The organism is Rhizobacter sp. P3_C12, assembly GCF_056402735.1.
The window spans coordinates 1-13128 of record NZ_JBFUGW010000045.1; the positions used below are offsets into that span (position 1 = coordinate 1).

At 67.5% G+C, this 13128-nt stretch carries 15 protein-coding genes and 1 pseudogene; 14 read left to right on the forward strand and 2 right to left on the reverse strand.

Annotated features, from left to right (window positions below):
- The 8 genes and pseudogenes from AC1DXV_RS10000 to AC1DXV_RS10035 form a co-directional block, all read left to right on the forward strand.
- Positions 1–209 (forward strand): annotated as a pseudogene (locus AC1DXV_RS10000) (biotin synthase); the annotation flags it as partial.
- Between the two features lie 146 nt (positions 210–355).
- Positions 356–919: a DUF2244 domain-containing protein gene (locus AC1DXV_RS10005; RefSeq protein WP_477871139.1), complete on the forward strand. Its 564-nt coding sequence runs from the start codon at positions 356–358 to the stop codon at positions 917–919.
- Positions 920–944: 25 nt separating this feature from the next.
- Positions 945–2120, forward strand: a complete 1176-nt coding sequence (gene coxB / locus AC1DXV_RS10010) for a cytochrome c oxidase subunit II (protein ID WP_477871137.1) — start codon at positions 945–947, stop codon at positions 2118–2120.
- Positions 2121–2159: 39 nt separating this feature from the next.
- Positions 2160–3797 carry a cytochrome c oxidase subunit I gene (gene ctaD, locus AC1DXV_RS10015; RefSeq protein ID WP_477933423.1) on the forward strand — a complete coding sequence of 546 codons (1638 nt, stop codon included), beginning with the start codon at positions 2160–2162 and terminating at the stop codon, positions 3795–3797.
- A gap of 1 nt (position 3798) precedes the next feature.
- Complete coding sequence (locus tag AC1DXV_RS10020; protein ID WP_477865846.1) at positions 3799–3909, forward strand: cytochrome oxidase small assembly protein; 111 nt, start codon at positions 3799–3801, stop codon at positions 3907–3909.
- 4 nt (positions 3910–3913) lie between these two features.
- Positions 3914–4522, forward strand: coding sequence for a cytochrome c oxidase assembly protein (locus AC1DXV_RS10025; RefSeq protein ID WP_477933425.1), 609 nt, complete (start codon positions 3914–3916; stop codon positions 4520–4522).
- Complete coding sequence (locus tag AC1DXV_RS10030) at positions 4519–4755, forward strand: DUF2970 domain-containing protein (protein WP_477865848.1); 237 nt, start codon at positions 4519–4521, stop codon at positions 4753–4755. Before AC1DXV_RS10025 ends, AC1DXV_RS10030 begins: the two co-directional genes overlap by 4 nt.
- A gap of 39 nt (positions 4756–4794) precedes the next feature.
- Entirely contained in the window at positions 4795–5679 is an 885-nt protein-coding gene (locus AC1DXV_RS10035) for a cytochrome c oxidase subunit 3 (protein WP_477865849.1), read from the forward strand.
- 72 nt (positions 5680–5751) lie between these two features.
- On the opposite strand, the gene AC1DXV_RS10040 is transcribed toward AC1DXV_RS10035, so the two are convergent.
- Positions 5752–5970 carry a twin transmembrane helix small protein gene (locus AC1DXV_RS10040; RefSeq protein ID WP_465114114.1) on the reverse strand — a complete coding sequence of 73 codons (219 nt, stop codon included), beginning with the start codon at positions 5968–5970 and terminating at the stop codon, positions 5752–5754.
- Here AC1DXV_RS10040 and AC1DXV_RS10045 point away from each other — a divergent pair.
- Genes AC1DXV_RS10045 through AC1DXV_RS10065 form a run of 5 tightly spaced genes read left to right on the forward strand, consistent with a single transcriptional unit; the run spans position 5969 to position 10110 of the window.
- On the forward strand, positions 5969–6700 hold the full coding sequence (locus AC1DXV_RS10045) for an SURF1 family protein (RefSeq protein ID WP_477865851.1): 732 nt from the start codon (positions 5969–5971) through the stop codon (positions 6698–6700). The genes AC1DXV_RS10040 and AC1DXV_RS10045 overlap by 2 nt on opposite strands.
- Entirely contained in the window at positions 6654–7370 is a 717-nt protein-coding gene (locus AC1DXV_RS10050) for an SCO family protein (protein ID WP_477865852.1), read from the forward strand. Before AC1DXV_RS10045 ends, AC1DXV_RS10050 begins: the two co-directional genes overlap by 47 nt.
- Before the next feature lies 1 nt (position 7371).
- Entirely contained in the window at positions 7372–8544 is a 1173-nt protein-coding gene (locus tag AC1DXV_RS10055) for a COX15/CtaA family protein (RefSeq protein WP_477865853.1), read from the forward strand.
- Positions 8545–8563: 19 nt separating this feature from the next.
- On the forward strand, positions 8564–9484 hold the full coding sequence (gene cyoE, locus AC1DXV_RS10060; protein ID WP_477865854.1) for a heme o synthase: 921 nt from the start codon (positions 8564–8566) through the stop codon (positions 9482–9484).
- Positions 9484–10110, forward strand: coding sequence for an SCO family protein (locus AC1DXV_RS10065; protein ID WP_477865855.1), 627 nt, complete (start codon positions 9484–9486; stop codon positions 10108–10110). Before cyoE ends, AC1DXV_RS10065 begins: the two co-directional genes overlap by 1 nt.
- A 76-nt stretch (positions 10111–10186) precedes the next feature.
- Here the strand turns inward: AC1DXV_RS10065 and rpoH are convergent, their stop codons facing one another.
- Positions 10187–11122 carry an RNA polymerase sigma factor RpoH gene (gene rpoH, locus AC1DXV_RS10070; RefSeq protein WP_465114173.1) on the reverse strand — a complete coding sequence of 312 codons (936 nt, stop codon included), beginning with the start codon at positions 11120–11122 and terminating at the stop codon, positions 10187–10189.
- A 336-nt stretch (positions 11123–11458) separates the two neighbouring features.
- On the opposite strand from rpoH, the gene ggt reads away from it, so the two are divergent.
- Positions 11459–13078: a gamma-glutamyltransferase gene (gene ggt / locus AC1DXV_RS10075; protein ID WP_477933439.1), complete on the forward strand. Its 1620-nt coding sequence runs from the start codon at positions 11459–11461 to the stop codon at positions 13076–13078.
- Positions 13079–13128: the final 50 nt, after the last annotated feature.

The window sequence follows — 13128 nt, forward strand, 5'->3', positions numbered from 1 at the left end:
TTGCCGGGCTGCGCACGCCGCGCTGGCGCGAGCGCCTGCACGCCGGGCTGCAGGGCCTGGCCGGGCCGGACGGCCGCATCTCGATGAGCTTCGAAGTCGCCTACGGCCACGCGTTCAAGGCGCCGCCGCGCGTGCCGCTGGCGGCCGAGACGACGGTGTCGCTGGACGACATGCGTGCGCTGGTGCGCGCGCGCCAGGGTTCGCGCTGAGGGCCGTGCCGTGGCGGCCTGCGCTAAACTCGCGGGCTTGAAAAATGCGGATTCGTCCGGGGTGCGCGGCCAAGGGGTGCGGCAGCGCGGGTCGGAGAGGGTCCGTCGAAGAACAGATCTCTGGAGGCAACTGGAGAAGGCGCAGTATGTCCACAAGCTCGTCGGCGGCGTGGCAGCCCTCGGCACCCCGGGCAGAGTTTCGCTTCGGTCACGAATCCCGCGGGGAGGGTGGCCCGGCAGGCTGGTCGATCGACTGGCTGCTCAAGCGCAACTGCTCGATGGCGCCCAGGCAGCTGCTCGCGTTCTACCTGTCGTTGTGCGTCCTGTCGCTGGGCATTGCCGCGATGTTCTGGTTCCAGGGGGCGCGAATGATCATGACCTTCACCTGGATCGAGCTGTCAGCCCTGGGCCTGGCGCTGTGGGTGTACGCACGCCACGCGACCGACAGCGAGAGCATCGTGCTGCGTGATGACCGGCTGACGGTGGAAGTCGCGAACGGGCCGCAGGTCGAGCGGGTGGAGTTCCAGCCCGCCTGGGTGCGGGTGGAGCCGGCGCATGGCGACCAGTCGCTGATCGAGTTGTCGGGCCAGGGGCGGCGGATTGCGGTGGGGCGCTTCGTGCGGCCCGAGCTGCGCAGCCAGCTGGCGCAGGAATTGCGCCATGCGCTGCGGCGCTGGCAACAAGGGGCGGCGCGGCCGTCTCCGGTGTGATTTTGGGAAAACTGAAACGACCATGATGAAGCAGACGAAAACACTTTGGCAGCGGGCGGGAGAACTCAGCCTGGGCCTGGGCGCCGCGTTGGCCACATCGGCTGCCATGGCCGTCAACGACCTGCCGGGAGGACCGGCCGTCAACCAGCTCGACCTGCACCCGCCGGTCACCGCGATCGCCGCCGAGCAGCGCTGGCTGCACTACTTCGTGTTGATCATCTGCGTGGTGATCTTCCTCGGCGTGTTCGGCGTGATGTTCTATTCGATCATCAAGCACCGCAAGAGCAAGGGTGCCAAGCCGGCCAACTTCCACGAGAGCACCACGGTCGAGATCATCTGGACCATCGTGCCCTTCGTCATCGTGATCCTGATGGCGCTGCCCGCCACCAAGGTAGTGGTCGCGATGAAGGACACCAGCGCCGCCGACCTGACGATCAAGGCCACCGGCATCCAGTGGAAGTGGGGCTACGACTACCTGAAGGGCGAGGGCGAAGGCATCGGCTTCGTCTCGACGCTCGACGTGACGCAGCGCGAGATGTCCGACTCCGGCAAGCCGTCCGGCGACGACTACCTGCTGAAGGTCGACAACCCGCTGGTCGTGCCGGTCGACAAGAAGGTGCGCGTGATCACCACCGCGACCGACGTGATCCACGCCTTCATGGTGCCGTCGTTCGGCATCAAGCAGGACGCCATCCCCGGCTTCGTGCGCGACACCTGGTTCCGTGCCGAGAAGATCGGCGACTACTACGGCCAGTGCGCCGAGCTGTGCGGCAAGGAACACGCCTACATGCCGATCCACGTGAAGGTGGTCTCGGCCGCCGACTACACGAAGTGGGTCGATGGCAAGAAGAAGGAAATGGCGGCCGCTGCCGACGATCCTGCCAAGGTGTGGGAGCAGCCCGCGCTGCTCGCGCGCGGCGAGAAGGTCTACGCCGCGAACTGCGCCGCCTGCCACCTGCCCACCGGCCTGGGCGGCGGCCCGATCAAGCCGCTGGACAAGTCGCCGGTGGTGCTCGACGCTGACAAGACCAAGCAGATCCACGTGGTGCTGAACGGCCAGAACAACGGTGCGATGCCGTCGTGGAAGCAGCTGTCGGACACCGACCTTGCGGCAGTCATCACCTACACGAAGAACAACTGGTCGAACAAGACCGGCCAGACCGTGCAGCCGTCCGAAGTGCTCGCGCAGCGCAAGCAATAACGCAAGCAACAAGCCAGAGTCGCCCAAAGGAAGCTACCCATGAGCGCAGTTCTCGATCCGCACGGCCACGGCCACGACGCCCACGCCGGGCATGACGACGAAGCCCACCACCACCCGCACGGCTGGCGCCGCTGGGTCTACGCGACCAACCACAAGGACATCGGCACGCTGTACCTGCTGTTCTCGTTCACGATGCTGATCGTGGGCGGGATGCTGGCGCTGCTGATCCGTGCCGAGCTGTTCCAGCCGGGCCTGCAGATCGTCAACCCGCAGCTGTTCAACCAGCTGACGACGATGCACGGGCTGATCATGGTGTTCGGCGCGATCATGCCGGCCTTCGTCGGCTTCGCGAACTGGATGGTGCCGCTGCAGATCGGCGCGCCCGACATGGCGTTCGCGCGCATGAACAACCTGAGCTTCTGGCTGCTGATCCCGGCCGCGCTGATGCTGGTGGGTTCGTTCTTCATGCCCGGCGGTGCGCCGGCGGCCGGCTGGACGCTCTATGCGCCGCTGACGCTGCAGATGGGTCCGTCGATGGATGCCGGCATCTTCGCGATGCACATCATGGGCGCGAGCTCGATCATGGGCTCGATCAACATCATCGTCACCATCCTCAACATGCGCGCGCCCGGCATGACGCTGATGAAGATGCCGATGTTCTGCTGGACCTGGCTGATCACCGCCTACCTGCTGATCGCGGTGATGCCGGTGCTGGCCGGTGCGATCACGATGACGCTGACCGACCGCCATTTCGGCACCAGCTTCTTCAACCCCGCCGGCGGCGGCGACCCGGTGATGTACCAGCACATCTTCTGGTTCTTCGGCCACCCCGAGGTGTACATCATGATCCTGCCGGCGTTCGGCATCGTGAGCCACATCGTGCCGGCCTTCGCCCGCAAGCGCCTGTTCGGCTACACCTCGATGGTGTATGCCACCGCATCGATCGCGATCCTGTCGTTCATCGTCTGGGCGCACCACATGTTCACGACCGGCATGCCGGTCACCGGCCAGCTGTTCTTCATGTACGCGACGATGCTGATCGCGGTGCCCACCGGCGTGAAGATCTTCAACTGGATCGCCACGATGTGGCGCGGCTCGATGACCTTCGAGACGCCGATGCTGTTCGCGGTCGGCTTCATCTTCGTGTTCACGATGGGCGGCTTCACCGGGCTGATCCTCGCGATGGCGCCGGTCGACATCCAGCTGCAGGACACCTACTACGTGGTGGCGCACTTCCACTACGTGCTGGTGGCCGGCTCGCTGTATGCGATGTTCGCCGGCTTCTACTACTGGGCGCCGAAGTGGACCGGCGTGATGTACAGCGAGACGCGCGGCAAGATCCATTTCTGGGGCTCGCTGATCTCGTTCAACCTGACCTTCTTCCCGATGCATTTCCTGGGCCTGGCCGGCATGCCGCGCCGCTATGCCGACTACCCGATGCAGTTCGCCGACTTCAACATGGTCGCGTCGATCGGTGCGTTCTGGTTCGGGCTGATGCAGGTCTACTTCTTCTTCTTCGTCGTCGTGCCGTGCATGCGCGGCAAGGGCGAGAAGGCACCGCAGAAGCCGTGGGAAGCCGCCGAAGGCCTGGAATGGGAAGTGCCGTCGCCGGCGCCGTTCCACACCTTCGAGCACCCGCCGAAGCTGAACGCGGCCGCCACCAAGGTGATCGGCTGACATGACGCCCGAGCAGAAGAAGAACAACCGCCGGCTGGGATGGATCCTGGCCTCGGTGGCCATCGTCTTCTTCATCGGCTTCATGGCGAAGGCCGCGCTCTTCGGAATCTGATGCGATGAACGACAACGGCCTGAAGACCGACAACCTGCGCATGGCCGGCAAGCTGGTCGTGGTGGCTGTCGCGATGGCCGGTTTCGGCCTGGCGATGGTGCCGATGTACCGCTCGATCTGCGAGGCGCTCGGCGTCAACGTGCTGTCGCTGTCGGAGCGCGCGGTGCCGGGCAATTCGGATGCGCCGAGCAGGAACACGCAGGTCGACGCGAGCCGCACCATCACGGTGGAGTTCGATGCGAACGCGCGCGGGCCGTGGGAGTTCAAGTCGATGCAGCGTTCGATCGACGTGCACCCGGGCGAGCTCGCGACGGTGATGTACGAGTTCCGCAACGTGCAGGGCCGCACGATGACCGCGCAGGCGATCCCGAGCTATGCGCCGAAGCAGGCCTCGCCGCACTTCAACAAGCTCGAGTGCTTCTGCTTCAGCGAGCACACGCTGAAGCCGGGCGAGGCCAAGCAGTGGCCGGTGGTGTTCGTGATCGACCCGAAGCTGCCGAAGGACGTGAAGACGATCACGCTGTCGTACACCTTCTTCGAGGTGGCGGGCGGCAAGGTGGCGGCCACGACCGACAAGGTCGCCGCGCCGGCTTCGAAGGAGCCGCGCTCATGAGTGACGGACTGAAAGACGCAGTCAAGCGCCGCGGCTCGTTCCTGAACACGATGAAGGCGGTCGCCTGGTCGTTCTTCGGCGTGCGCAAGTCGGGCGACTACGAGAAGGATGTGGAGCAGCTGAACCCGGTGCACCTGATCATCGCGGGCGTCCTCGGCGCCGCGTTGTTCGTGATCGTGCTCGTGGTGCTGGTGCAGTGGGTGTTGGCCAGCGGTGTCGCCGCCGCGAGCTGAAGAGCAAGAGACAGACAGATCGGATTAGCAGGAGAACACATGTCGTCAGCGACGCACTCGGGCCAGGCCCCTCACTACTTCGTTCCGGCGCCTTCGCGGCATCCGGTGATGGCGGCCTTCGGCCTGCTGATGATGATCTTCGGCGGCGGCCAGTGGGTCAATGGCCACGGCTGGGCGGCCTGGTTGGTGCTGTTCGGACTGCTGTGGTGGGCCTTCGTGCTGAAGCAGTGGTTCGGCGACGCGATCGGCGAGAGCGAGGGCGGTCTCTACAGCGACCGCATCGACGTCTCGTACCGCTGGAGCATGAGCTGGTTCATCTTCTCCGAGGTGATGTTCTTCGGCGCGTTCTTCGGTGCGCTGTTCTGGGCGCGGCTGCATGCAGTGCCCAACCTCGCCAGCTTCGACAACGCGATCCTGTGGCCCGATTTCAAGGCGATCTGGCCGAGTTCGGGCGTGGGCTTCACCGGCGCGCCGGCCGGCACGGTCGAGCCGTTCCGCACGATGGGCCCGTGGCCGATCCCGACCATCAACACCGCGCTGCTGCTGAGCTCGGGCGTCACGCTGACGATCGCGCACCATGCGCTGATCGCCGGCCAGCGCGCGAAGACGATCGCCTTCATGTGGGTCACGGTGTTGCTGGGCATCCTGTTCCTGACGTTGCAGGGCTACGAGTACCACCATGCGTACAGCGAGCTGAACCTGAAGCTGTCGTCGGGCATCTACGGCTCGACCTTCTTCATGCTGACCGGCTTCCACGGCTTCCACGTGTTCGTCGGCATGCTGATGCTGCTGTTCATCACGCTGCGCCTGCAGCGCGGGCACTTCACGCCGCAGCGCCACTTCGGCTTCGAAGGTGCCGCCTGGTACTGGCACTTCGTCGACGTCGTGTGGCTCGGCCTCTACATCGTCGTCTACTGGCTTTGAGCGACGTCCGATGAAACAAGAGCGCCTCGCGGGGCGCTCTTTTCATTCGTAGCCCGGATGCCAATCCGGGGTTCAGCTGGTGCGGATGCCGGTGGGTTGGATCCACCCCATCCAGTAGCTGAACAGGATGATCGCGAACAGCAGCACCGACAGGCCGACCCGCACCGCCAGCGCCCGCATCATGTTGCCGGTCTTCGGCTTGCCGTCGCGCCCGTCGCGCATCATGAAGACACCGGCGAACGCCAGCGCGCCGATGATGAGGACGAAGGCGACGCCGATCAGGTATTTCATGGGCACCGATTATTCCACCCGCACCCTCGCCGCGATCGTGCTGATCGCCACCCTGCTGGGCATGGGCAGCACTGCCCGGCTCGGCCTGTGGCAGCTGAGCCGGGCCGCGCAGAAGCAGGCGCTGCAGACGGCACTCGACGAGCGCGGCCGCCTGGCGCCGCTCGACGATGCGACGCTCGCGCGCACCGCGCCCGAGGCCGAGGCCCAGCACTACCGGCCGGTGCGCCTGCAGGGCGAATGGCGGCCCGCGGCCACCGTCTTCCTCGACAACCGGCAGATGAACGGCCGCCCGGGCTTCTTCGTCGTGACGCCGCTCGTGCTGCCGGGCGGCGATGCGGTGCTGGTGCAGCGCGGCTGGGCACCGCGCGACATGGCCGACCGCACCCGCGTGCCGAGCGTGCCGACGCCCGCCGGCCGCGTCGAGGTGAGCGGGCTGATCGCCCCGCCTCCCGCACGGCTGTTCGACTTCGCGGGCGGTGTCCCCGGTACCATCCGGCAGAATCTCGACCTCGCGGCGTTCGCGAAGGAGTTCGGCGTGACGCTGCGGCCGCTGTCGGTGCAGCAGCTCGACGAACCGGCCGACGGCCTGTCGCGCCACTGGCCCGCTCCCGCGGTCGACATCCACAAGCACTATGGGTACGCGTTCCAGTGGTTCGCGATGTGCGCACTGATGGCAGGTCTGTATGTCTGGTTCCAACTCCTCCGTCCCCGGCTCCGGCGCCGTGCCTGACAGCCCGCTCAGCTTCAGCGTGCATTCGCTGCCGTCGCCCGCGCTGGCCGACGCGCAGCGCCGCACCGCGGCCGGCCGCCTGCGCATGCTGCTGGTGCTGGCGGTGTGCGCCGCGCCGGTGATCGCGTCGTACGTCACCTACTTCGTGATCCGGCCCGAGGGCCGCACCAACTACAGCGAGCTGATCACACCGGGGCGGCCGATGCCCGACGACCTCGGGCTGCGCACGCTGGGCGGCCAACCGGTCGCGGCCGCGGCCCTGCGCGACCAGTGGCTGATCGTCGTGGTCGGCGATGCGGCCTGCGACAAGACCTGCGAGGACCACCTCTACCTGCAGCGGCAGATCCGCGAGTCGCTCGGGCGCGAGAAGGAACGCGTCGACAAGGTCTGGCTCGTCACCGGCGCGGGCGCGCCGCGGCCGGAGGTGATGCAGGCGATCTCGGTCGGCACGCCGGCCGCGGTGCTGCGGGTCTCGCGCGAGCGGCTCGCGGCCTGGCTCGCGCCGGCCGAGGGGCAGGCGCTGTCGCAGCACATCTACCTCGTCGATCCGATGGGGCTGTGGATGATGCGGGTGCCGCCGAAGCCCGATGCGGCCAGGCTGAAGCGCGACATCGAGAAGCTGTTGCGCGCATCGGCCTCGTGGGACCAGCCCGGACGCCCGGCGCGTTGAGATGAGCGCGGTGGCGTCCTACGACCTGAGCCCGCTGGCCACGATGGCCCTGGTGGCGGTGCTGCTCGCGACCGGCCCGCTGGTGTGGATCGCGCTGCGGCACCGCCGCGCGCACCCGGCGACGCGGCTGCGCGCGCTGACGGTGATGACGCTGTTCCTCACCTTCGACCTGGTGCTGTTCGGTGCCTACACGCGGCTCAGCGATTCCGGGCTCGGCTGCCCCGACTGGCCCGGCTGCTACGGCAACGCGAGCCCGCTGGGCGCGCAGGGCCACATCGAGGCAGCGCAGACCGCGCTGCCCGGCGGGCCGGTGACGCACGGCAAGGCCTGGGTCGAGATGGTGCACCGCTACCTTGCGAGCGGGCTCGGCGTGCTGGCCGTCGCGATCGCGGCGGCCGCCTGGTGGCAGCGCCTGCGCGGGCCGCGGGACGTGCACGGGCTGTCGCCGTGGTGGGCGACGATCACGCTGGCCTGCTTCTGCGTGCAAGGCGCGTTCGGCGCGCTGACCGTCACGATGAAGCTGTTCCCGGCCATCGTCACGCTGCACCTGCTCGGCGGCCTCGTGCTGCTGATGCTGCTCGCGGTGCAGGCGCAGGCCCAGGCCGATGACCACCGGCCGCCGCTCGCGATGCCGGCGTCGCTGCGCCGCGCGGTGTGGGCGGTGCTCGCGATCGCGCTCGCCCAGGTGACGCTGGGCGGCTGGGTCAGCACGAACTACGCGGTGCTCGCCTGCACCGATTTCCCGACCTGCCAGGGCGCGTGGTGGCCGGCGATGGATTTCGAGCACGGCTTCGCGGTCTGGCGCGAGCTGGGTGCCGGCAAGGACGGCGGCTTCCTGCCGTTCGCCGCGCTGACGGCGATCCACGTGGTGCACCGCATCGGCGCGTTCGTCACGCTGTCGGCGCTGCTGCTGCTCGCCTGGCGCCTGCACGCGAGCGGCGAGCCGGCGCTGCGCCGCTGGGCGCTGCGCTTCGCGGCGGTCGCGGCCTGGCAGCTGGCCAGCGGGCTCGGCAACGTGGTGCTCGGCTGGCCGCTGGTGGCGGCATTGGCCCACACCGGCGGCGCCGCGGCGCTGCTCACGCTGCTGGCGGCGCTGCTCGCGCGTGCGCATGTGGACGTTTTGTCCGTCGGGCGGCGTTCTCCCGCGGCTGCGGCCTGGCGGCACGCCTCGTAAAATCAGCGGTTCGCTGCCCATGTCCAACACCTTGACTCCCCCTGCCGCCACGGACACCCGCGTCGCGCATCCGCCGCGCTGGCGGCAGTTCTACGCGCTGACCAAGCCGCGCGTGGTGCAGCTGATCGTGTTCTGCGCCGTCATCGGCATGCTGCTCGCGGTGCCGGGACTGCCGGACTGGAAGCCCGCATTGGCAGGCACGGCAGGCATCTGGCTGGTGGCCGCCGCCGCGGCGGCGTTCAACTGCCTGGTCGAGCAGCACATCGATGCGAAGATGGCCCGCACCGCGTGGCGGCCGACCGCCAAGGGCGAGCTGACCAACACGCAGACGCTGCTGTTCTCGGGCGTGCTGTGCGCCATCGGCAGTGCCGTCCTCTACCTGTTCGTGAACCCGCTGACGATGTGGCTGACCTTCGCCACCTTCATCGGCTATGCGGTGATCTACACCGTGGTGCTGAAGCCGCTGACGCCGCAGAACATCGTGATCGGCGGCGCGTCGGGCGCGATGCCGCCGGTGCTGGGCTGGGCCGCGATGCGCGGCGACGTAGGCCCCGAGGCGCTGATGCTGTGCCTGATCATCTTCCTGTGGACGCCGCCGCACTTCTGGGCGCTGGCGCTGTACCGCGTCGAGGACTACCGCAAGGCCGGCCTGCCGATGCTGCCGGTCACGCACGGCAACGAGTTCACGCGGCTGCAGGTGCTGCTGTACACCTTCGTGCTGTTCGCCGCGACGCTGCTGCCGTTCGTGTTCGGCATGAGCGGCTGGATCTACCTGGCCGCGGCCGTGGTGCTGGGCGCGATGTTCACCGGCTACGCGTGGAAGCTGTGGCGCTCGTACTCCGATGCGCTCGCGCGCCGCACCTTCCTGTTCTCGATCTGGCACCTGTCGCTGCTGTTCGCCGCGCTGCTGGTGGACCACTACCTGAGCCCCCTGCTGTGATGATGCACCGCCGATCCCTTGCCACCGCGTTCCTGTTCGCGCCCCTGCTCACCGCGGCCGCCCTGCTGGCCGGCTGCGACAAGCTGCCGCAGCTGGCGTCGTCGACGCCGGCCTTCAAGGCGGTCGACATCACCGGTGCCGACTACGGCAGCGGCCTGTCGCTGCCCGACCAGAACGGCAAGACGCGCACGCTGGCCGATTTCAAGGGCAAGCTGACGGTCGTGTTCTTCGGCTACACGCAGTGCCCCGATGTCTGCCCGACCACGATGGCCGAGCTGGCGCAGGTCAAGAAGGCGCTCGGTGCCGACGGCGACAAGGTGCAGGGTGTGTTCATCACGATCGACCCGGAGCGCGACACGCCGGAGATCCTGAAGGCGTACATGGGCAGCTTCGACCCGAGCTTTGTCGCGCTGCGCGGCACGGCCGAGCAGACGGCGGCGGTCGCCAAGTCGTTCAAGGTGTTCTACGCCAAGGTGCCCGGCAAGACCGAGGGCAGCTACACGATGGACCACACCGCCGGCTCGTACGTGTTCGACACCAGCGGCAAGCTGCGGCTGTTCACGCGCTACGGCAGCGGCAGCGAGGCGCTGAAGTCGGATCTGCAAGCCTTGCTGGCCAGCACCTGAACAGCGGGCGCATGCAGCAAGGAAAAAGGGCCCCGAGGGGCCCTTTCTGCTGTCCGCCGCGCGGTGTGGGCGGGGGTCAGGCCGCTTCGGTCAGCGCCTTGCGCATCTTCTTCATCGCGGCGACCTCGATCTGGCGGATGCGCTCGGCGCTGACGCCGTACTCGCCGGCCAGGTCGTGCAGCGTCATGCCGCCCGAGCTGTCGTCGTTCACCTTCAGCCAGCGCTCCTCGACGATGCGGCGGCTGCGTGCGTCGAGCGCGTCGAGCGCCTGCGCGATGCCGTCGCCGGCCAGCCAGTCGCGGCGCTGTGCCTCGATCACGCGGGTCGGCTCGCTGCTGTCGTCGGCCAGGTAGGCGATCGGCGCGTAGCTTTCCTCGCTGTCGTCGCCTTGCGGTTCGAGGGCGATGTCGCCGCCGGACAGGCGGGTCTCCATCTCGAGCACTTCCTCGCGCTTGACGTTCAGCTGCTGCGCGACGCGGTCGATCTCGGCCTGCGTCAGCGTGGCACGGTGCGTCGAGCCGTCGGCGGCGTCTTCCTTCATGCTCTGCTTCATCGAGCGCAGGTTGAAGAACAGCTTGCGCTGGGCCTTGGTCGTCGCGACCTTCACCATGCGCCAGTTCTTCAGGATGTACTCGTGGATCTCCGCCTTGATCCAGTGCATCGCGTAGCTGACCAGGCGCACGCCCTGATCCGGGTCGAATCGCTTGACGGCCTTCATCAGGCCGACGTTGCCTTCCTGGATCAGGTCGCCGTGCGGCAGGCCGTAGCCGAGGTACTGGCGGGAGATCGACGCCACCAGGCGCAAGTGCGACAGCACCAGCTTTCCGGCGGCTTCGACATCGCCGTGCTCGCGCAGCCGGCGCGCGAACGACACTTCTTCTTCGTGCGTCAGCAGCGGGATGCGATTGATCGCCGACATGTACGCATCGAGGTTGCCCAGCGAGGGCACCATCGCGAACGGGTCGCGCAGCGTCAGGGCGGTATCGGGGGACAGGGTCTTGGTGAGGCTCATGGAAGCATCAGACATGCTGAAATTCCTTTCGTTCCCTTGATATTAGCACTCGACTTCCGAGAGTGCTGATGGTGCCGGGCCGTCCATCCGTCAGAGGGCTAATGTGAGCGAATACTTGCAACAAAACGTCGGCAAATCTTGTGCCTATCCCCATTGGCGGCAAGGCTTTGCGACTATCCTGCCGAATTCCAACCACTGGTGCCATTCGGTACCTCCGAGGAGAACGTCACGATGAAGACCCGTCGTCTGCTGAAGAGTTTCGTGGTATCCGCCGCAACAGTGTGTTGCTGGACGGTGCATGCCGCGTCGATCGCACCGGCCGCCGCCGAGAACGGCATGGTCGTCACCGCGCAGCATTACGCGACGCAGGTGGGTGTGGACGTGCTGAAGAAGGGCGGCAACGCGGTCGATGCGGCGGTCGCGGTCGGCTATGCGCTGGCGGTGGTCTACCCGGCGGCCGGCAACCTGGGCGGCGGCGGCTTCATGACGATCCAGCTGGCCGACGGCCGCAAGACCTTCCTCGACTTCCGCGAGAAGGCGCCGCTCGCCGCGACGCCGAACATGTACCTCGACGCGAGCGGCAACGTGATCAAGGGCCTGAGCACCACCGGCCACCTGGCGGTCGGCGTGCCCGGCACGGTGTCGGGGCTGGAGCTGGCACGCGCGAAGTACGGCACGATGAAGCGGGCGCAGCTGATCGCACCGGCGATCGGTTTCGCCGACAAGGGCTTCGTGCTGGACCAAGGCGATGTCGACATGCTGCTCACGTCGACCGAGGATTTCCGCAAGGACCCGGCCTCGGGCGCGATCTTCCTGAACAAGGGCCAGCCGTTCCAGCCGGGCCAGCGCCTGGTGCAGAAGGACCTCGCGAAGACGCTGCGCCTGATCTCGCAGAAGGGCGAGGACGGCTTCTACAAGGGCTCGGTGGGGGCGGCCATCGTCGCCTCCAGCCTGGCCGGCAAGGGCATCCTCACGCAGGCCGACCTCGACCAGTACAAGACCCGCGAACTCGCACCGGTCGAGTGCGACTACCGCGGCTACCGCATCGTCTCGGCGCCGCCGCCGAGCTCGGGCGGGGTCGTGATCTGCGAGATCCTGAACGTGCTCGAAGGCTATCCGCTGAAGGACCTGGGCTACCGCTCGGCGCAGTCGGTGCACTACCAGATCGAGGCGATGCGCCATGCCTATGTCGACCGCAACAGCTACCTGGGCGACCCGGACTTCGTCAAGAACCCGCTCGACCGGCTGCTCGACAAGGGCTATGCCGAGAAGATCCGCGGCGTGATCGATCCGGCCAAGGCCGGCGTGTCGAAGGACATCAAGCCCGGCGTCGAGCCGCACGAGGGCAGCAACACCACGCACTACTCGATCGTCGACAAGGAGGGCAATGCGGTGGCCGTGACCTACACGCTGAACGACTGGTTCGGCGCCAAGGTCACTGCGGCGAAGACCGGCGTGATCCTGAACGACGAGATGGACGACTTCACCGCGAAGATCGGCGTGCCGAACATGTACGGCCTGGTGCAGGGCGAGGCGAACGCGATCGCCCCGGGCAAGCGCCCGCTGAGTTCGATGAGCCCGACCATCATGTCGCGCGACGGCAAGCCGGTGATGGTGACCGGCACGCCCGGCGGCAGCCGCATCATCACGGTGGTGGTGCACACGATCCTGAACGTCGTCGACTACGGGATGAACGTGCAGGAGGCGGTCGATGCGCCGCGCTTCCACCAGCAGTGGCTGCCGGAGGCGACCAACGTCGAGGTCAACGCGCTGAGCCCCGACACGCGCAAGATCCTGACCGACATGGGGCACAAGCTCGGCAACCCGCAGCCGGCCAACCATGTGGCGGCGATCCTGGTGGGTGCCCCGTCGCTGGGTGGCAAGCCGATCGGCAAGAACCGGTTCTATGGCGCCAATGATCCGCGCCGCAATACTGGCCTCGCGCAAGGGTACTGACAACCCCTCGCTCGACGAGTACGTCGAGCGATCCCCCGAGGGGATGCGGG